This is a genomic window from Streptomyces sp. NBC_00654 (assembly GCF_026341775.1).
Classification (GTDB): Bacteria; Actinomycetota; Actinomycetes; order Streptomycetales; family Streptomycetaceae; genus Streptomyces.
Genome location: NZ_JAPEOB010000002.1, coordinates 1,550,673 through 1,569,259 on the forward strand (window position 1 = coordinate 1,550,673; position 18,587 = coordinate 1,569,259).

The 18,587-nt window shown below is 70.7% G+C and carries 14 protein-coding genes; 7 read left to right on the plus strand and 7 right to left on the minus strand.

The features are described 5' to 3' along the window. Positions 1–5 precede the first annotated feature (5 nt). Positions 6–677, plus strand: a complete 672-nt coding sequence (locus tag OHA98_RS27120; protein ID WP_073729189.1) for a response regulator transcription factor — start codon at positions 6–8, stop codon at positions 675–677. A 108-nt stretch (positions 678–785) separates the two neighbouring features. Here OHA98_RS27120 and OHA98_RS27125 read toward each other — a convergent pair whose 3' ends face one another. Together OHA98_RS27125 and metH are read right to left on the minus strand one after the other, a co-directional pair. Then, positions 786–1,487 (minus strand): HAD family phosphatase, encoded by a 702-nt coding sequence (locus tag OHA98_RS27125; RefSeq protein ID WP_266929347.1) that lies wholly within the window; start codon positions 1,485–1,487, stop codon positions 786–788. Between the two features lie 141 nt (positions 1,488–1,628). Then, positions 1,629–5,141: a methionine synthase gene (gene metH, locus OHA98_RS27130; RefSeq protein WP_266929348.1), complete on the minus strand. Its 3,513-nt coding sequence runs from the start codon at positions 5,139–5,141 to the stop codon at positions 1,629–1,631. Positions 5,142–5,380: 239 nt separating this feature from the next. Here metH and OHA98_RS27135 point away from each other — a divergent pair, with 239 nt between their 5' ends. From OHA98_RS27135 to OHA98_RS27160, 6 genes are all read left to right on the plus strand, one after another. Then, positions 5,381–6,145, plus strand: coding sequence for an IclR family transcriptional regulator (locus tag OHA98_RS27135; RefSeq protein WP_266929349.1), 765 nt, complete (start codon positions 5,381–5,383; stop codon positions 6,143–6,145). Positions 6,146–6,556: 411 nt separating this feature from the next. After that, a complete protein-coding gene (locus OHA98_RS27140; RefSeq protein ID WP_266929350.1) occupies positions 6,557–7,330 on the plus strand; it encodes an MIP/aquaporin family protein in 774 nt (257 codons plus the stop codon). A gap of 40 nt (positions 7,331–7,370) precedes the next feature. Beyond that, positions 7,371–8,918, plus strand: a complete 1,548-nt coding sequence (gene glpK / locus OHA98_RS27145) for a glycerol kinase GlpK (protein WP_266929351.1) — start codon at positions 7,371–7,373, stop codon at positions 8,916–8,918. A 5-nt stretch (positions 8,919–8,923) separates the two neighbouring features. Beyond that, complete coding sequence (locus tag OHA98_RS27150; protein WP_266929352.1) at positions 8,924–10,534, plus strand: glycerol-3-phosphate dehydrogenase/oxidase; 1,611 nt, start codon at positions 8,924–8,926, stop codon at positions 10,532–10,534. A 164-nt stretch (positions 10,535–10,698) separates the two neighbouring features. Next, positions 10,699–11,757, plus strand: coding sequence for an LLM class flavin-dependent oxidoreductase (locus OHA98_RS27155; protein ID WP_266929353.1), 1,059 nt, complete (start codon positions 10,699–10,701; stop codon positions 11,755–11,757). Positions 11,758–11,954: 197 nt separating this feature from the next. Then, the gene (locus OHA98_RS27160) at positions 11,955–12,626 is read left to right on the plus strand and encodes a FadR/GntR family transcriptional regulator (RefSeq protein ID WP_266929354.1); all 672 of its coding nucleotides are present in this window, start codon (positions 11,955–11,957) and stop codon (positions 12,624–12,626) included. Between the two features lie 94 nt (positions 12,627–12,720). Here OHA98_RS27160 and OHA98_RS27165 read toward each other — a convergent pair whose 3' ends face one another. The 5 genes from OHA98_RS27165 to OHA98_RS27185 all read right to left on the minus strand — a co-directional run bounded on the left by OHA98_RS27165 (position 12,721) and on the right by OHA98_RS27185 (position 18,583). Further along, positions 12,721–13,764 carry an ABC transporter permease gene (locus tag OHA98_RS27165; protein ID WP_266929355.1) on the minus strand — a complete coding sequence of 348 codons (1,044 nt, stop codon included), beginning with the start codon at positions 13,762–13,764 and terminating at the stop codon, positions 12,721–12,723. After that, on the minus strand, positions 13,761–15,278 hold the full coding sequence (locus OHA98_RS27170) for a sugar ABC transporter ATP-binding protein (RefSeq protein WP_266929356.1): 1,518 nt from the start codon (positions 15,276–15,278) through the stop codon (positions 13,761–13,763). The genes OHA98_RS27165 and OHA98_RS27170 overlap by 4 nt, the downstream gene beginning before the upstream one ends. Before the next feature lie 7 nt (positions 15,279–15,285). Next, on the minus strand, positions 15,286–16,320 hold the full coding sequence (locus OHA98_RS27175) for a sugar ABC transporter substrate-binding protein (RefSeq protein ID WP_266929357.1): 1,035 nt from the start codon (positions 16,318–16,320) through the stop codon (positions 15,286–15,288). Between the two features lie 149 nt (positions 16,321–16,469). Next, the gene (locus OHA98_RS27180; protein WP_266929358.1) at positions 16,470–17,249 is read right to left on the minus strand and encodes an SDR family NAD(P)-dependent oxidoreductase; all 780 of its coding nucleotides are present in this window, start codon (positions 17,247–17,249) and stop codon (positions 16,470–16,472) included. After that, on the minus strand, positions 17,246–18,583 hold the full coding sequence (locus OHA98_RS27185; protein ID WP_266929359.1) for an enolase C-terminal domain-like protein: 1,338 nt from the start codon (positions 18,581–18,583) through the stop codon (positions 17,246–17,248). Before OHA98_RS27185 ends, OHA98_RS27180 begins: the two co-directional genes overlap by 4 nt. Between the last annotated feature and the right edge of the window lie 4 nt (positions 18,584–18,587).

Consider the following 18,587-nt stretch of genomic DNA (forward strand, 5'->3'; position numbering starts at 1 on the left):
TTTTCGTGGCGATCCGCGTCCTACTGGTCGATGACCAGCCGCTGCTGCGCACCGGCTTCCGGATGATCCTGGAGGCGGAGGGCGATCTGGCGGTGGTCGGAGAGGCGGGCGACGGTCTGCAGGCCATCGACCAGGTGCGGGCGCTCCAGCCCGATGTGGTGCTGATGGACATCCGTATGCCCCGCATGGACGGTGTGGAGGCCACCCGTCAGATCACCGGTCCGGGCCGGGACGGTCCGGCGAAGGTGCTCGTCCTGACGACGTTCGACCTCGACGAGTATGTGGTGGAGGCGCTGCGCGCGGGCGCGAGCGGCTTCCTGCTGAAGGACGCTCCGGCCAATGAGCTGGTTCAGGCCATCCGGGTGGTCGCGGCCGGTGAGGCGATGCTGGCGCCGAGCATCACACGTCGGCTGCTCGACAAGTACGCGGACCACCTGCCCTCGGGCGAGGACCCGGTTCCGGACGCCCTGCACACGCTGACGGAGCGCGAGGTGGAGGTCCTGAAGCTGGTGGCGCGCGGCCTGTCCAACGCGGAGATCGCCGCGGATCTGTTCGTCAGCGAGACGACGGTCAAGACGCATGTGGGACATGTGCTGACGAAGCTGAGCCTGCGGGACCGGGTGCAGGCCGCCGTCTACGCGTACGAGAGCGGTCTGGTGCGCCCCGGCGCCCAGTGACGGTGCCGCCCTCGCGGGGATCCCTCTGTGCGGCGATCCGGTCCGGGGCCCTGGGGTTCCCGGACCGGATCGCGCTGCCCGGGCCCTTGCGGGGGAACCAGGTGCTGCTCAGGGCTGCCCTGTGACCAGCTCCCGGAGGAACGCGAGATCGACGTCCTCGAGGGAACCGACGACCACGCGTCCGGCCGCCGGAGCGATCGGCGCCACGGACGGTACGGCGACCACCCGGCACCCCGCGGCCTCGGCGGCGGCGACTCCCGTGGCGGTGTCCTCGATGACCGCACAGCGCCAGGGGTCCGCGCCGAAGCCCGCCGCCGCGGTGAGGTAGGGCTCGGGGTGGGGCTTCGTGCGGGTGACCTCGTCGCCCGCCACGGTCAGTGCGAAGTGGTGGTGGCCGACGGAGTCCAGGACCCGGTCGATGATCCGGCGGTGCGAGGCGGAGACGAGCGCGGTCGGCATGTCGCACGCGGCCAGCTCCGCCAGCAGGCGCCCGGCGCCCGGCATCAGCGGGACACCTCGACCGATGCGCTTCTCGAACCGGTCGTTGAGCAGCACGGTGAGTTCGTCGAGCGTGATGTCGGCTCCGGTGGAGTCGATGAGGTAGCCGGCACTGCGGGTCATCGGCCCGCCGACGACCACGTCCCGCCATGTCTCGTCGAGCCGGTGACCCAGATCGGCGAAGACCTCCACCTCCACATCCCACCAGAAGCCCTCGGTGTCGACGAGGGTTCCGTCCATGTCGAGAAGGACAGCCTGCAGGGCGGCGCCTTCGGCCGTGCGGGTCAGGGACGCGGGAACCGTACTGGTCATCCGGGCACACCTTCCGTAGGGACGAGAAGGCCGGCCGCCGTCCCGGTGGGGAGGGCGACCGGCCTGCACTGGACCGACCAGTCTACGACTCGTCCGGCCACCGCGCGGGGAACGGCGGGCGGCCGGGCGGGGAACAGTGCCTCATCGGGCGTTGAAGTACTTCGCCTCCGGGTGGTGGATGATGATCGCGTCGGTGGACTGCTCGGGGTGCAGCTGGAACTCCTCGGAGAGCTTGACCCCGATCCGCTCCGGCTCCAGCAGTTCCGCGATCTTCGCCCGGTCCTCCAGGTCGGGGCAGGCGCCGTAGCCGAGGGAGAAGCGCGCGCCGCGGTACTTCAGCGCGAACATGTCCTCGACCTCGGCGGGGTCCTCCCCGGCGAAGCCCAGCTCGCTGCGGACCCGGGCGTGCCAGTACTCCGCCAGGGCCTCGGCGAGCTGTACGGACAGGCCGTGCAGCTCCAGGTAGTCGCGGTAGGAGTTGGCCTCGAAGAGCTCGGCGGTGGCCTCGCCGATCTTCGAGCCGACGGTGACGACCTGGAGGCCGATGACGTCCACCTCGCCGGACTCCTGGGGCCGGAAGAAGTCCGCGAGGCACAGGCGCCGGCCGCGGCGCTGGCGCGGGAAGGAGAACCGGGTGCGCTCGGAGCCGTCCTCGTGGAGCAGGATCAGGTCGTCCCCCTTGGACACACAGGGGAAGTAGCCGTAGACCACGGCGGCTTCCAGCATGTTCTCGGTGTGGAGCTTGTCGAGCCAGCCGCGCAGGTGCGGGCGGCCCTCGGTCTCCACCAGTTCCTCGTACGTCGGTCCGTCGCCGGTACGGGCCTGCTTGAGACCCCACTGGCCCTTGAAGAGCGCGCCCTCGTCCAGCCAGGAGGCGTACTCCTTGAGCTGGATGCCCTTGACGACCCGGGTGCCCCGGAAGGGCGGCTCGGGGATGGGGTTGTCGGTCGCGACGTCGGAGCGGACACCCTCCTCCGGCTCCGTCACCTCGACGGCGGCTGCCTCGCGCTTGGGCACCCGGCGCTGCTTCAGCTCGGGCAGTACGGCGCCCGGCACTCCGCGCTTGACGGCGACGAGGGCGTCCATCAGCCGCAGACCCTCGAAGGCGTCGCGGGCGTAGCGGACCTCGCCCTCGTAGATCTCGTGGAGGTCCTGCTCGACATAGGCCCGGGTGAGGGCCGCGCCGCCGAGGATCACCGGGTAGTCGGCGGCCAGCTTGCGCTGGTTCAGCTCCTGGAGGTTCTCCTTCATGATCACGGTGGACTTCACCAGGAGACCGGACATGCCGATGACGTCGGCGCGGTGCTCCTCGGCGGCTTCCAGGATCGCGGAGACGGGCTGCTTGATGCCCAGGTTGACGACGTTGTAGCCGTTGTTGGACAGGATGATGTCGACGAGGTTCTTGCCGATGTCGTGGACGTCGCCGCGGACGGTGGCCAGCACGATGGTGCCCTTGCCGTCGGCGTCCGTCTTCTCCATGTGCGGTTCCAGGTGGGCCACCGCGGTCTTCATGACCTCGGCGGACTGGAGCACGAACGGGAGCTGCATCTGGCCGGAGCCGAAGAGCTCGCCGACGACCTTCATGCCTTCGAGCAGGGTGTTGTTGACGATGTCGAGGGCGGGCGTGTCCTGGAGGGCCTCGTCGAGGTCGGCCTCCAGGCCGTTCTTCTCGCCGTCGATGATGCGCCGCTGGAGGCGCTCGTCCAGCGGCAGGGCGAGGAGTTCCTCGGCCTTGCCCGCCTTCATCGACTTCATGTTGACGCCCTCGAAGAGCTCCATGAGCTTCTGCAGGGGGTCGTACCCCTCGGCGCGGCGGTCGTGGATCAGGTCGAGGGCGACCTTGACCTGCTCCTCCTCCAGGCGCGCGATCGGAAGGATCTTGGAGGCGTGCACGATCGCGGAGTCGAGGCCCGCCTTGACGCACTCGTCGAGGAAGACGGAGTTCAGCACGACGCGGGCGGCCGGGTTGAGGCCGAAGGAGATGTTCGACAGGCCCAGCGTGGTCTGGACGTCGGGGTGGCGCTTCTTCAGCTCGCGGATGGCGCCGATGGTGGCGATCCCGTCGCCCCGGGACTCCTCCTGACCGGTGCAGATGGTGAAGGTCAGGGTGTCGATGAGGATGTCCGACTCATGGATGCCCCAGTTGGTGGTGAGGTCCTCGATGAGCCGCTCGGCGATGGCGACCTTGTGCTCGACGGTACGGGCCTGGCCCTCCTCGTCGATGGTCAGGGCGATCAGGGCTGCGCCGTGCTCGGAGGCCAGCGCGCTGACCTTCGCGAAGCGGGACTCGGGGCCGTCGCCGTCCTCGTAGTTGACGGAGTTCAGCACGGCACGCCCGCCGAGCTTCTCCAGTCCGGCGCGCAGGACGGGCAGCTCGGTGGAGTCGAGCACGATCGGGAGGGTGGAGGCGGTCGCGAAGCGGCCGGCCAGCTCCCGCATGTCGGCGACACCGTCGCGGCCCACGTAGTCGACGCAGAGGTCGAGCATGTGCGCGCCCTCGCGGATCTGGTCGCGGGCCATCTCGACGCAGTCGTCCCAGCGGGCTTCCAGCATCGCCTCGCGGAACTTCTTCGAGCCGTTGGCGTTCGTACGCTCACCGATCGCGAGGTACGAGGTGTCCTGGCGGAACGGGACGCTCTGGTAGAGCGAGGCGGCACCGGGCTCCGGGCGCGGTTCGCGGATGGTGGGGACCGTGCCCCGGACCCGCTCGACCACCTGGCGCAGGTGCTCCGGCGTCGTACCGCAGCAGCCACCGACCAGGGAGAGGCCGTATTCGCGTACGAAGGTCTCCTGGGCGTCCGCGAGCTCGGAGGGGCCCAGCGGGTAGTGCGCGCCGTCCTTGCCGAGCACCGGCAGACCCGCGTTCGGCATGCAGGAGAGCGGGATCCGGGAGTGCCGGGCGAGGTAGCGCAGGTGCTCGCTCATCTCGGCGGGGCCGGTGGCGCAGTTCAGGCCGATCATGTCGATGCCGAGCGGCTCCAGCGCGGTGAGCGCGGCGCCGATCTCGGAGCCGAGCAGCATGGTGCCGGTGGTCTCGACGGTGACGGAGCAGATCAGCGGGAGGCTGCTGCCGGTGGCCTCCAGGGCGCGCCGGGCACCGATGACGGAGGCCTTGGTCTGGAGCAGGTCCTGGGTGGTCTCCACCAGGAGGGCGTCGGCGCCTCCGGCGATCATGCCTTCGGCGTTCCGCTGGTAGGCGTCGCGGAGCTTGTCGTACGGGGCGTGGCCCAGGGTCGGCAGCTTGGTGCCCGGCCCCATGGAGCCCAGCACCCAGCGCTGCTGTCCGGTGGACGCGGTGAACTCGTCGGCGACCTCGCGGGCGATGCGGGCGCCGGACTCGGAGAGTTCGTACACCCGCTCGGGGATGTCGTACTCGCCGAGGGCCGCGAGGTTCGCGCCGAAGGTGTTCGTCTCGACGCAGTCCGCTCCGACCGCGAAGTACTCCTCGTGCACCGACCGGACGATGTCGGGGCGGGTGACGTTCAGAATCTCGTTGCAGCCTTCGAGGTTCTCGAAGTCCTCAAGGGTGGGGTCCTGCGCCTGGAGCATGGTGCCCATGGCGCCGTCGGCCACCACCACTCGGGTGGCGAGCGCCTCGCGAAGGGCGTCGGCTCGGGTCCGGCTGTCGGCGGCGGATGTCGGCAACGAGGCCATGGATGATCTCCCAGGGATGCGACGGCTGTCGGCTTTGCGACCTTCTGTCGGAAGGCGCACCTCGCCAGCCTAGCGGGGTGGCGCCCCGCCCCGTCAGTCCGTCCATGGGACGGACTGCATGCTGTGCGGGGGACAGCACGTGACAAGTGGTGGAACGGACTTTCCCGGGCGCCGAGCACAGGTCGGCATCGACCGATAGTGTTCAGCATTGTCGAACCGAGGTGGAGGAGTACGGCGCGATGGCCAAGAACATCCAGTCGCTGGAGCGGGCGGCCGCGATGCTGCGTCTGCTGGCGGGCGGTGAGCGTCGGCTCGGACTCTCCGACATCGCCTCCTCCCTGGGGCTGGCCAAGGGCACCGCGCACGGCATCCTGCGCACGCTCCAGCTGGAGGGCTTCGTCGAGCAGGACGCGGCGTCCGGGCGCTATCAGCTCGGCGCCGAACTGCTGCGGCTGGGCAACAGCTATCTGGACGTCCACGAGCTGCGGGCGCGCGCCCTGGTCTGGACCGACGACCTGGCCCGCTCCAGCGGCGAGAGCGTGCACCTGGGCGTCCTGCACCAGCACGGCGTCCTCATCGTCCACCATGTCTTCCGCCCCGACGACAGCCGCCAGGTGCTGGAGGTCGGGGCCATGCAGCCGCTGCACTCCACCGCGCTCGGCAAGGTGCTCGCCGCGTTCGACCCGGTGGCGCACAGCGAGGCCATGGAGGCGGAACGGCGGTCCTTCACCGCGCGCACCGTGACCGCGGCGGACGAGTTCGAGTCGCTGCTCGACCTGGTACGGGCGCGGGGCTACGGCACCGACGCGGAGGAGACCTGGGAGGGGGTGGCCGCCGTGGCCGCGCCCATCCACGACCGGCGGCGGATGCCGGTGGGCGCCGTGGCCGTCACCGGCGCCGTGGAGCGGGTGCGCCCGGACGGCGAGCTGCGCCCCGAACTGGTCGCGGCGGTACGGGACTGCGCCCGCGCGGTCTCCCGGGACCTGGGCGCCGGCCGCTTCTGAGCCGGACGGCCGCGCGGACCGGCCCCGCGGGCCCGTACGGCCACGCACCCCCACCGCACCGCCCGCAGAACCGCATCGCACCCTCCGAGGCCCCGGCCCGCGCCGGGGCCTCTCCGCGTGCGCGGTCCACGCGCGCGGGCGCCCGCGCGCCGTCGGTAACGATCGGGTTCCGCGCCGAGTCGTACGCCACACACCCTTGACGCGTCATTCGTTCGGGGGAAACACTGCCGTTCACCGGTCGGCATTGTCGAACACTTAACGGAATTACACGTTAGGGTGTGACAGTGCCAAGCGCCGGTCAAGCCCTTACAGGTGGCGTGACCACACCACGTGGATACCCATCTGGGGCGCGAATCACCGGAGGGACCCGGTGATTCGCCCTCCCCTGGACGAAGGACAAAGGAGTCACGGGTGTCCAGCTCCGACATCTTCATCGGCGAGACCATCGGTACCGCCGTGCTCATCCTGCTGGGCGGTGGCGTCTGTGCCGCTGTCACGCTGAAGCGCTCGAAGGCGTTCAACGCCGGCTGGCTCGCCATCACCTTCGGGTGGGGCTTCGGCGTGCTGACCGGCGCGTACATCTCCGCCGGCATGTCCGGCGCCCACCTCAACCCGGCGGTGACCGTCGGCCTCGCGATCAAGGGCGCCACCGAGTGGAGCGACCTCCCGGTCTACTTCGCCGGACAGCTCCTCGGCGCGATGATCGGCGCGGTGCTGGTCTGGGCCGCGTACTTCGGTCACTTCAAGCTGCACCTGAACGACCCCGAGGTCGCCGGGCGCGGGGCGGAGAACCCGGGCCCGGTGCACGGCGTCTTCTTCACCTCGCCGGAGATCCGCAACGTCGGCCAGAACATGACGACCGAGATCATCGCGACCACCGTCCTGGTCCTCGCGATCCTCACCCAGAGCACCATCCCCGGCCTCACCCCCGAGGACCCCAAGGGTCCGGGTGTCCTCGGCGCGATGATCACCGCGTTCGTCGTCGTCGGGCTCGGTCTCTCGCTCGGCGGCCCGACCGGGTATGCGATCAACCCGGTCCGTGACCTCGGCCCCCGGATCGTGCACGCTCTGCTTCCACTGCCCAACAAGGGCGGCTCGGACTGGAGCTACGCCCTGATCCCCGTGGCGGGTCCGCTGATCGGCGGCGCCCTCGCGGGCGGGATCTACCAGCTCGCCTTCGCCTGAGCCCTCAGAGCCGTACTACACAGACTTCCGGGAGCACACCGTGACCGACGCACACACCACCGGCACCCACGGCACCGGGCCGTTCATCGCGGCCATCGACCAGGGCACCACCTCCAGCCGCTGCATCGTCTTCGACAAGGACGGCCGGATCGTCTCCGTCGACCAGAAGGAGCACGAGCAGATCTTCCCGAAGCCGGGATGGGTCGAGCACAACGCGACCGAGATCTGGGAGAACGTCCAGGAGGTCGTCGCCGGCGCCATCGTCAAGGCGGGCATCACCTCCGCCGACGTCAAGGCGATCGGCATCACCAACCAGCGCGAGACCACGCTGCTCTGGGACAAGCACACCGGCGAGCCCGTCCACAACGCCCTCGTCTGGCAGGACACCCGCACCGACGCGCTCTGCAAGGAGCTCGGCCGCAACGTCGGCCAGGACCGCTTCCGGCGCGAGACCGGGCTGCCGCTCGCCTCGTACTTCGCCGGGCCCAAGGTCCGCTGGCTGCTCGACAACGTCGAGGGGCTGCGCGAGCGCGCCGAGCGCGGCGACATCCTCTTCGGCACCATGGACTCCTGGGTCATCTGGAATCTGACCGGCGGCACCGACGACGGCGTCCACGTCACGGACGTCACCAACGCCTCACGGACCCTCCTGATGAACCTGCACACCATGGCGTGGGACGAGAAGATCCTCCACTCCATCGGCATCCCCGCCGCCGTGCTCCCCGAGATCCGCTCCTCCGCCGAGGTGTACGGCTCCGCCAGGGGCGGGGTGCTCGACGGGGTCCCGGTGGCCTCCGCGCTCGGCGACCAGCAGGCCGCGCTGTTCGGCCAGACGTGCTTCGCCGTGGGCGAGGCCAAGTCCACGTACGGCACCGGCACCTTCATGCTGCTGAACACCGGCCACACCCCGGTGAACTCGTACAACGGCCTGCTGACGACCGTGGGTTACCAGATCGGCGACCAGCGTCCGGTGTACGCCCTGGAGGGCTCCATCGCGGTCACCGGTTCGCTGGTGCAGTGGATGCGCGACCAGATGGGCCTGATCAAGTCCGCGGCCGAGATCGAGACGCTCGCCTCCTCGGTCGAGGACAACGGCGGCGCCTACTTCGTGCCCGCGTTCTCCGGGCTGTTCGCCCCGTACTGGCGTCCCGACGCCCGCGGCGTCATCGCCGGTCTCACCCGGTACGTCACCAAGGCGCACATCGCCCGTGCCGTGCTCGAAGCCACCGCCTGGCAGACCCGCGAGATCAGCGACGCCATGACCAAGGACTCCGGCGTCGAACTGACCGCGCTCAAGGTCGACGGCGGCATGACTTCCAACAACCTGCTGATGCAGACGCTCGCCGACTTCCTGGACGCGCCCGTGGTGCGCCCGATGGTCGCCGAGACCACCTGCCTCGGCGCGGCCTACGCCGCCGGTCTGGCCGTCGGTTTCTGGCCGGACACCGATGCCCTGCGTGCCAACTGGCGCCGGGCCGCGGAGTGGACCCCCCGCATGGACGCGGATGTCCGCGACCGCGAGTACAAGAGCTGGCTCAAGGCCGTGCAGCGGACCATGGGCTGGCTCGACGACACAGTCGAGGAGTAATCACCATGACCACCCTGCGATGCGTCCCGGCTCTCGGGACGCACCCGGCCTCCGGCTCCCTCCCGAGCCGCGCCGAGACTCGGGAGCAGCTCTCCAGGGCGACGTACGACCTCCTGGTCATCGGCGGCGGCATCCTGGGCATCTCCACCGCCTGGCACGCCGCGCAGTCCGGACTGCGGGTGGCGCTGGTGGACGCCGGCGACTTCGCCGGCGCCACCTCCTCCGCCTCCTCCAAGCTGCTCCACGGCGGTCTGCGCTATCTGCAGACCGGCGCGGTGAAGCTGGTCGCGGAGAACCATTTCGAACGGCGGGCGGTCTCCCGCGAGGTCGCCCCGCACCTGGCCAACCCGCTCACCTTCTACCTGCCGGTGTACAAGGGCGGGCCGCATGGCGCCGCCAAGCTCGGGGCGGGGGTGTTCGCGTACTCGGCGCTGTCCGCGTTCGGTGACGGCGTCGGCCATGTGATCAGCCCGGCGAAGGCGCGGCGCGACGTCCCCGAGCTGCGTACGGACAATCTGAAGGCCGTCGCGGTCTACGGCGACGACCAGATGAACGACGCCCGCATGGCGCTGATGACGGTCCGCGCGGCCGTCCAGGCGGGTGCCGTCGTGCTCAACCACGCGGAGGTGACCGGCCTCCGGTTCACCGGGGGCCGGGTCACGGGCGCCGATCTGAAGGACCGTACGGACGGTACGGAGTTCGGGGTCGGCGCCCGGCTCGTACTGAACGCGACGGGGCCGTGGGTGGACCACCTGCGGAAGATGGAGAACCCGGACGCGGCCCCCTCCATACGTCTGTCCAAGGGCGCGCACCTGGTGCTCAAGCGCACCCGCCCCTGGAAGGCGGCGCTCGCCACCCCGATCGACAAGTACCGCATCACGTTCGCCCTGCCGTGGGAGGACATGCTGCTGCTCGGTACGACCGACGAGGAGTACGAGGGCGACCCGGGCGAGGTCGCGGTGACCGAGGCGGACACGGCGCAGATCCTGGACGAGGCCGCGTTCTCGATCCGGGACCAGCAGCTGTCCCGCGACCTGATCACGTACTCCTTCGCGGGTCTGCGGGTGCTGCCCGGCGGCCCCGGGGACACGTCCAAGGCCAAGCGGGAGACGGTCGTGACGGAGGGCCGCGGCGGCATGCTGTCGGTGGCCGGCGGCAAGTGGACGACCTTCCGCCACATCGGCCGCACCGTGATGAACAAGCTCGCCGCGCTGCCGGGGCACCCGCTGGCGGAGGACATGGAGCCGATGGCCCGGCTGCCGAGGAAGCTGCCGCTGCCCGGCATAGCCAACCCCGACGCGGTCGCGCACCGGCTGCTGATCGACGGCGGCACGCCCGGCCCGCGGATGGCGGCCGACACCGCCCGGCACCTGGCCACCCACTACGGCTCGCTGGCCTTCGACATCGCGCGGATGGCGAACGAGGACCCGGCGCTGGCCGAGCGCGTCCACCCGGACGCACCGGAGATCTGGGCACAGGTGGCCTACGCCCGGGACTACGAGTGGGCCGAGACCGCGGACGACGTGCTGCGCCGGCGGACGACGCTGACGATCCGGGGCCTGGCGACGGACGGGATCCGCGGCAGGGTCGACGGCATGCTGGCCGACCGGGGCTGAACCGGGCGGGGTGCGACGGGGGCGCTTCCCGGATACGGGGAGGCGCCCCCGTCCGCGTGTCCGTGACGAGGTGCGGCAGGCGTGCGGCCGAGGTGCGGCGCGTCCCCGGCAGGTGCCATACCGCCGCCACACGCGCGCAATACGACGCGGGGAGAGTGGATGTCATGAAATTCTCCGTACTCTCCCTGATCGGCCACGCCCTGCACCCGCTGACCGGCGAACTCCCCACCGCCGCGGACCGGTTCGAGGAGGTGATCGAAACCGGAGCGGCGGCGGAGCGGCTCGGTTTCGACGCGTACTCGATCGGGGAACGGCACGCCGGCCCCTTCCTCTCGTCGAGCCCGAGCGTGGTGCTGGGCGCGATGGCGGCCCGCACCCGCACCATCAGGCTGCTGACCGGTGTCACGGTCGTCGCGATCCTCGACCCGGTGCGGGTGGCCGAGGACTTCGCGACGCTGGACCAGCTGTCCCGGGGGCGGATCGAACTGGTCGTCGGCAAGGGCGCGGAGGCAGGGCACTTCGACCTCTTCGGGCTCGACGAGGACCGGCAGTGGGACCTCCAGAAGGAGAAGTACGAGCTGCTGCGGCGGCTGTGGACGGAGGAAGGGGTGGACTGGGAGGGCGAGTTCCGGCCGCCCCTGAAGAACGTGACGACGGTCCCCCGTCCGTACGCTGGGCCGCCCCGCGTCTGGCACGGCTCGGCGACCAGTCTCCACTCCCCCGAGCTGGCGGCGAAGCACGGCGATCCGCTGTTCACGGCCAATGCCGTCCAGCCGCGCGAGGCCTACGCCCGGCTGATCGGGCACTACCGGGAGCGGTTCGAGGCGTACGGGCACGATCCGGCCGACGCCCATGTGGCGGCGGGCTCGGGCGGGCTGCTGATCGCCGGCACCCCGCGGGCGGCCGTCGCGCGCTACAAGGAGCTGTACGAGGCGCGGGTGCGGCAGAGCTTCAAGCCCCATCTCGCCGGACGGGCCGGGTACAACACGCCGTTCCGGACGATCGAGGACGCGATCGAGAACGGGCCCCAGCTGATCGGCAGCCCGCAGCAGATCATCGACAAGATCCTCGGCTACCACGCGGTGTACCGTCACGATCTCCAGTCGATCACCGTGGACGGCTTCGGGCTGGAGCACGCGGAGCAGCTGGAGACCCTGCAGCGGTTCGCCGAGGAGATCGCTCCCGTCGTACGCCGCGAGGCGCCGTCCTCCCTCTGGGAGTGACCGGCACTGCGGACCGGCACCACGGGCCGGCAGCGCGGGCCGACATCACGGCCCCGGCGGCGCGGGCCGGCGGCGCGGGCCGGCGGCGCGGGCCGGCGGCGCGGATGCGCCGGGGGCTGCTCTTCCGGGTGAACGGACCCGCATAATGGGGACAGACATCGGATGTCTGAATCCAGTCCGAATCCAGGAGGACCGTCATGGCTGTCACCGACGAGGCGATCGAGAAGATCAAGGGAATGATCGTCTCGGGTGCGCTACGTCCCGGCGACCGGCTGCCCAAGGAGAGCGAACTCGCCGCGGAGCTGGGGCTGTCGCGCAACTCCCTGCGGGAGGCGGTGCGCGCGCTGTCGCTGATCCGGATCCTCGATGTGCGGCAGGGGGACGGCACCTATGTCACCAGCCTGGACCCGCAGTTGCTCCTGGAGGCGCTGAGCTTCGTGGTGGACTTCCACCGCGACGACACGGTGCTGGAGTTCCTCGCGGTGCGCCGGATCCTGGAACCGGCCGCCACGGCGATGGCGGCGGGCCGGATCAGCGATACCCAACTGGACCTGCTCAGCTCCCAGTTGGACGCCCTGGGCGGGCAGCCCTCGGTGGAGGAACTGGTCGCCGCGGACCTGGACTTCCACCGCGGGATCGTCCAGTCCTCGGGCAACTCGGTGCTCTGTTCCCTGCTCGACGGCCTGTCCGGGCCCACCACACGGGCGCGGGTCTGGCGCGGTCTGACGCAGGAGGACGCCGTCAGCCGCACCCTGCACGAGCACCGGGCGATCCTCGCCGCGCTGCGGGACCGGGACGCGGAGGCCGCACGGGCCTGGGCGACGGTGCATGTGGCGAGCGTGGAGCAGTGGCTCAGGTCCACGCTCTGAGGCGGACGGCGCCGGAGATCCGGGGCCATGACATGCCGTACGGGCCGGTGGGGGCGCTTCCCCACCGGCCCGTACGGCATGTCCTCGGTCCTCCTCAGTCCTGCTTCTCACCGCTCGCGAAGCGGGAGATGACCAGCGCCACGATGATGATCACGCCGTTGAGGAACTGGTTCCACAGCGCGGGCACACCTCCGAGGGTCATCACATTGACCACGAGCTGGAGCGTCAGTACGCCGGTGAGGGCGCCGAACAGCGTCCCGCGCCCGCCCTTGAGGCTGATGCCGCCGATCACCGCCGCGGCGAACACCTGGAAGATCCAGCCGTTGCCCTGGGTGGCCGCCACCGATCCGTAGTGGCCGGTGTAGAGGATGCCCGCGAAGGCCGCCAGCAGACCGCCGACGGCGAGCACGATCCAGGTGATCCGGTCCACCCTGATACCGGCGGCCCGCGCCGCCTCCGGGTTGCCTCCGATCGCGTACAGCGCGCGTCCGTGGCGCAGCCAGGCCAGCGCGGCGCCGCCGATCGCGAACAGGGCCAGGCAGATCCAGACCGCGGCGGGGGCGCCGGACCACTCGCTCCTGCCCAGGTAGCGGAAGGACTCCGGGACGTCGGTGATCGACTTGCCCTCGGTGATGCCGATGTGGAGGCCGCGCAGCATGGTGAGCATGCCGAGCGTGGCGATGAAGCCGTTGACCCGGAGCCTGAGGATCAGGAAGCCGTTGATCACACCCACGACCAGGCCGACGAGCAGACAGAGCGGGATCGCGGACCAGGCCGGGAAGAGTTCCAGACCGGCGAAACGGCCGCCGTCCTCGGGCAGCACCAGCCACATGGCGACGACGGGCGCGATGCCGATCGTCGACTCCAGCGACAGGTCCATCCGGCCGCAGATCAGGATCAGCGCCTGGCCGAGCACCAGCAGGCTCAGCTCGGAGGACTGCTGGACGACGCTGATCAGGTTGTTGGAGGTGAGGAAGACCGGCGAGACGATGAACCCGATCACCATCAGCACCAGGATCACCGGCACCAGGGAGAAGTCGCTCCACCGGATCAGCGCCAGGCGGCCGCGCGGGCCGGTGCCCTTCGCCCCGCTCGTGATGCCGTCGTCGGCGACGGACGGCTGTATCGTCCCGGTCATTCCCTTTCCCCCACACCTTCCATGGCGGCGACGAGTTCCCCGTCGGTCCACCCGCTTGCGAACGTCGCGACGACCCGCCCGTGGAACAGGGCGAGCACCCGGTCGCACACCCGGAGGTCGTCCAGCTCGTCCGAGATGATCACTGCGGCGTTTCCCTCGTCGGCGACCCGCCGGACCACGCCCAACAGCGAGTCCTTGGACTTGATGTCCACTCCCGCGGTGGGCCGGACCGCGACCAGCACGCTCGGTTTCCGGGCGAGCGCGCGGGCGACCACCACCTTCTGCTGGTTGCCGCCGGAGAGTCCGGAGACGGGCTGCTCGGGCCCCTGGGTCTTGATGTCCAGGGAGTCGATCATCGACCGGGCGAACCGCCGGGTGCGGGAGGGCAGTACGGTCCCCCACGGGCCCAGCTGGTCGGTGACCGTGAGGGTGGCGTTCTCGGCGACGCTCCGGTCCAGCACGAGCCCCTGGTCGTGACGGTCCTCGGGGATGTACCCGATTCCGGCGTCCAGGGCGTGCGGCACGCTGCCCGGCCGTACGACGCCGCCGTGCACGGAGACCGTGCCACCGGAAGCCTTGCGCATCCCGGCCAGCGTCTCGCCGAGCGCGGTGTTGCCGCTGGCCGCCGAACCGGCGAGGCCGAGCACCTCACCGGGCCGTACCTGGAGGTCGATCGCCTCGAACTCGCCCGCCAGTGAGAGCCGTTCGGTACGCAGCACCGGGTCGGCCGACTCGTCGGCCGCGCCCGCCGCGGCGGCGTGCCAGGCACCCGCGACGCGGCCCCGCTCCCCCGTCATGGCCGCCACCAGATCGGCCTTGCCGATGTCGGCGACCGGGGTGGTCAGCACATGGCGGGCGTCCCGGTAGACGGTGACCGCGGTGCACAGCTCGTACACCTCCTGGAGGTGGTGGGAGATGAACAGGAAGGCCACTCCCTGGCCCTGGAGTTCCCGCAGCTTGTCGAAGAGCCGCCCGATGCCCCGGGCGTCGAGCTGCGCGGTCGGCTCGTCCAGGACGATCAGCCGGGCGCCGAACGACAGCGCCCGCGCGATCTCCACGAACTGCCGCTGCTCCACGGCGAGATCCCGGGCCCGCGCGTCGGGGTCGACCCGCACCCCGTACTCGGCCAGCAGCGTCTCCGCGCGTCTGCGGAGCCTGCCCCAGCTGATCCAGCGGGCCTTGTCGTCGAACCGGTTGAGGAAGAGGTTCTCGGCGACGGTCAGATCCGGGACGACCATGGACTTCTGGTAGACGCAGGCGATCCTGGACTGCCAGGCCGTGGTGTCCCCGAAGGCGGGCGCGGGCTCCCCGCCGAAGGTCACCGCTCCCCCGTCCGCCCGGTGGAGTCCGGTGAGGACGCCGACCAGGGTGGACTTGCCCGCGCCGTTGCGCCCGACGAGCGCGTGGGACTCGCCGGGCCGGACGGTGAGTCCGACGCCGTCGAGCGCCACGGTGGGCCCGAAGCGTTTGACGATGCCCGTCGCCCGTACCGCCGGTGGTGGTGCCTGGTTCATGGCAGGCTCACTTCTCCAGCTGGTTGGCCCACAGCTTCGGGTCGTCGACGTTCTCCTTGGTCACCAGGGGTGCCGGGAGCTGGTCCTCGTAGCCGCCCGGGATCTTGATGATGTGGGAGCCGTGGTCGGTCGGGCCCTCCTCGAAGGTCTTGCCGTCCAGGGCCGCCTCGGCGTAGTACAGGGCGTACTTCGCGTACAGGTCGGCGGGCTGGGAGATCGTCGCGTCGATCTTCCCGGCCTTGATGGCGTCGAACTCCTCCGGGATGCCGTCGTTGGAGATGATCGTGATGTGACCGGGCGCACCGGCCGGCTTCAGCAGCTTCTTCTGTTCCAGCAGGGCGAGCGTGGGCTGGAGGAAGACCCCGCCGGCCTGCATGTAGATGCCGTTGATGTCGGGGTGCGCGGCCAGCGTCGACTGGAGCTTGGCGGAGGCGACGTCGCCCTTCCAGTCGGTGGCCAGCTCGAAGACCTCGATGCCGGGGAAGTCCTTGTCCATGCAGGCCTTGAAGGCCTGGGAGCGGTCGCGCCCGTTGATCGAGGACAGGTCGCCCTGGAATTCGACGACCTTGCCCTTGCCTCCCAGCTGTTCGCCGAGGTACTTGCAGGCGTTGGCCCCGTACGCCTTGTTGTCGGCGCGCACCACCATGTAGACGCTGCCCTTGTCGGGGCGGGTGTCGACGCTGATGACGGGGATCTTCTTCTCGTTCAGCGTGTTGAGCGTCTCGGCTATCGCACCGGTGTCCTGCGGGGCCATCACGACGGCCTTCGCACCCTGGTCGGTGAACGTCCGGACATTGGCGACGAGCTTGCCGATGTCGTTCTGCGAGTTGGTCAGCGGCAGCGCCTTCACCTCGCCGCCCTTGACGCCCTGTTCCACGTACTGCTGGTAGGAGTTCCAGAAGTCGCTGTCGCTGCGCGGCAGATCGATGCCCACCTTTCCGCCCCCGTACCCGCTGTCGGCGGAGTCGCGGTTGCAGCCGGCAAGGGCTGTGACGGCCAGCAGTACGGCGCAGGCCGCCGCACTCGTCGTACGCACTCTCATGGGTCCCGTCCTTCGTGGAGTACCGGATCGGAGCATTTCGGCGGTGCGGGATGGGGCGGCTCGTGCGGTGTCCCGGGGCGCGGTGGTCACTTCCGTACGGTGGTCACGGGGGTCGTGCGGTGGCGCGGGTCCGTGCGGGACCGCTGCTGTCAGGCGTCGGCGGGGCGCAGCCTCAGGCCCTGCATCCCGCCGTCGACGGCGAGTGCGGTGCCCGTGACGGAGGCGGCGGACGGGCTCGCCAGATAGACGATGGCGGCGGCGACCTCGTCGGCCGAGACCAGTCTGCCGAGCGGCTGGCGGGCGTTGAGCGCGGCGCGTTCGGCGTCCGGGTCATCGGCCTGCCCCAGCAGCCGGCCGATCCACGGGGTGTCCGCGGTGCCGGGGTTGACGCAGTTGACGCGGACTCCTTCGCGCACGTGGTCGGCGGCCATGGCGAGGGTCAGCGAGAGCACCGCGCCCTTGCTCGCGCTGTACAGGGCGCGCTGGGGCAGTCCGGCGGTGGCGGCGATCGAGCAGGTCTGGGTGATCGAGACGGAGCCCGGCCGGGCGGCGGCCGCGCGGCGCAGATGGGGCAGCGCGTGACGGGCGGTGCGGACCATGCCGAGGACGTTGATGTCCAGCACCCGGGTCCACTCGTCGTCGGCGTTGTCCTCGACGGTGCCGACGGAGCCGATCCCGGCGTTGGAGACGAGGGTGTGCAGGGCGCCGAGTTCGGCGGCGGCCCGGTCCACGGCGTCGCGCACGGCCGCGTCGTCCCTCACGTCGGCCTGGAGCGCGAGCGCTCCGGCGGGTGCGCCCGCGGTCTCCCGGTCGAGGACGGCGACCTGTGCGCCGCGCTCCAGGAGCATGGCCGCCACGGCGGCCCCGATCCCGGAGGCACCGCCTGTCACCAGGGCGGACATCCCGTCGAAGTCCTGTGTGCCGGTCATCGGTCGGCCTCCTGAGGCGTAAGGCGGGCCTGCCAGACGGGGCCCTGCGGGTAGCGGTGTTCAGCGATCGACCGGGGGAGCATCCGGGCGGAGAAGCCCGGTGCGCGCGGCGCGACGTAGCGGCCGTCCTTGAGGACGGTGGGGTCGGCGAAGTGCTCGTGGAGATGGTCGACGTACTCGATCACGCGGTCCTCCCAGGTTCCGGAGACCGCCACATAGTCGAACATCGAGAGGTGCTGGACCAGTTCGCACAGTCCGACACCGCCGGCGTGCGGGCAGACGGGCACCTGGTACTTGGCGGCGAGCAGCAGGATCGCCAGGTTCTCGTTGACGCCCGCGACGCGTGCCGCGTCGATCTGGACGAAGTCGACGGCGCCGGCCTGGAGGAGCTGCTTGAACACGACGCGGTTGGCGACGTGTTCGCCGGTGGCGACCTTGACGGACTGTCCGGCGCGCACGGCGGCGTGGCCGAGGATGTCGTCGGGGCTGGTCGGCTCCTCGATCCAGTGCGGGTCGTAGGGCGCGAGCGCGCTCATCCAGGCCACCGCGTCCGCGACGTCCCAGCGCTGGTTGGCGTCGACGGCGATCCGGACGCCGGGGCCGACGGCCTCGCGGGCGATGGCGAGTCTGCGGATGTCGTCGTCCAGGTCGCCGCCGACCTTCAGCTTGATCTGGCCGAAGCCGTCGGCGACGGCCTCCCGGGCGAGCTTGGCGAGCTTCTCGTCGGAGTAGCCCAGCCAGCCCGGCGAGGTGGTGTACGCCGGGTAGCCCCGGTCGAGGAGCCGCTCGGTGCGCTCGGCGCGGCCCGGTTCGGCGGCCCGCAGGATCGCGAGGGCCTCCTCGGGGGTGAGCGCGTCCGTGAGGTAGCGGAAGTCGACGAGGGAGACCAGTTCCTCGGGCGTCATCCCGGCGAGGAACTGCCAGACGGGCAGGCCGGCCGCGGTGGCCGCCAGGTCCCACGCCGCGTTGACGACCGCGCCGGCCGCCATGTGCATCACGCCCTTCTCCGGGCCCAGCCAGCGCAGTTGCGAGTCGTGGGTGAGATCGCGGTACAGCGCGGCGAGGTCGGCGGCGGTACGGGGGGCGGGACGCCCCACCACGTAGGGGCGCAGTGCCTCGATGGCGGCGGCCATGACCTCGTTGCCGCGTCCGATGGTGAAACAGAAGCCATGTCCCTCGATACCCGCGCCGTCACTGCCGGGCAGGTCCGTGCGCAGGACGACGTAGGCGGCGGAGTAGTCCGGGTCGGGGTTCATGGCGTCCGAGCCGTCCAACTGTTCCGAGGTGGGAAAACGGATGTCGTGGACCTCGAAATCCGTGACGGTCTGACTCATGTGC

Bases quoted from the DNA above. Each gene is read 5' to 3' on its own strand.
- OHA98_RS27125 (WP_266929347.1), bottom strand. From the start codon at position 1,487: ATGACCAGTACGGTTCCCGCGTCCCTGACCCGCACGGCCGAAGGCGCC.
- metH (WP_266929348.1), bottom strand. From the start codon at position 5,141: ATGGCCTCGTTGCCGACATCCGCCGCCGACAGCCGGACCCGAGCCGAC.
- OHA98_RS27135 (WP_266929349.1), top strand. From the start codon at position 5,381: ATGGCCAAGAACATCCAGTCGCTGGAGCGGGCGGCCGCGATGCTGCGT.
- OHA98_RS27150 (WP_266929352.1), top strand. From the start codon at position 8,924: ATGACCACCCTGCGATGCGTCCCGGCTCTCGGGACGCACCCGGCCTCC.
- OHA98_RS27155 (WP_266929353.1), top strand. From the start codon at position 10,699: ATGAAATTCTCCGTACTCTCCCTGATCGGCCACGCCCTGCACCCGCTG.
- OHA98_RS27160 (WP_266929354.1), top strand. From the start codon at position 11,955: ATGGCTGTCACCGACGAGGCGATCGAGAAGATCAAGGGAATGATCGTC.
- OHA98_RS27165 (WP_266929355.1), bottom strand. From the start codon at position 13,764: ATGACCGGGACGATACAGCCGTCCGTCGCCGACGACGGCATCACGAGC.
- OHA98_RS27170 (WP_266929356.1), bottom strand. From the start codon at position 15,278: ATGAACCAGGCACCACCACCGGCGGTACGGGCGACGGGCATCGTCAAA.
- OHA98_RS27175 (WP_266929357.1), bottom strand. From the start codon at position 16,320: ATGAGAGTGCGTACGACGAGTGCGGCGGCCTGCGCCGTACTGCTGGCC.
- OHA98_RS27180 (WP_266929358.1), bottom strand. From the start codon at position 17,249: ATGACCGGCACACAGGACTTCGACGGGATGTCCGCCCTGGTGACAGGC.
- OHA98_RS27185 (WP_266929359.1), bottom strand. From the start codon at position 18,583: ATGAGTCAGACCGTCACGGATTTCGAGGTCCACGACATCCGTTTTCCC.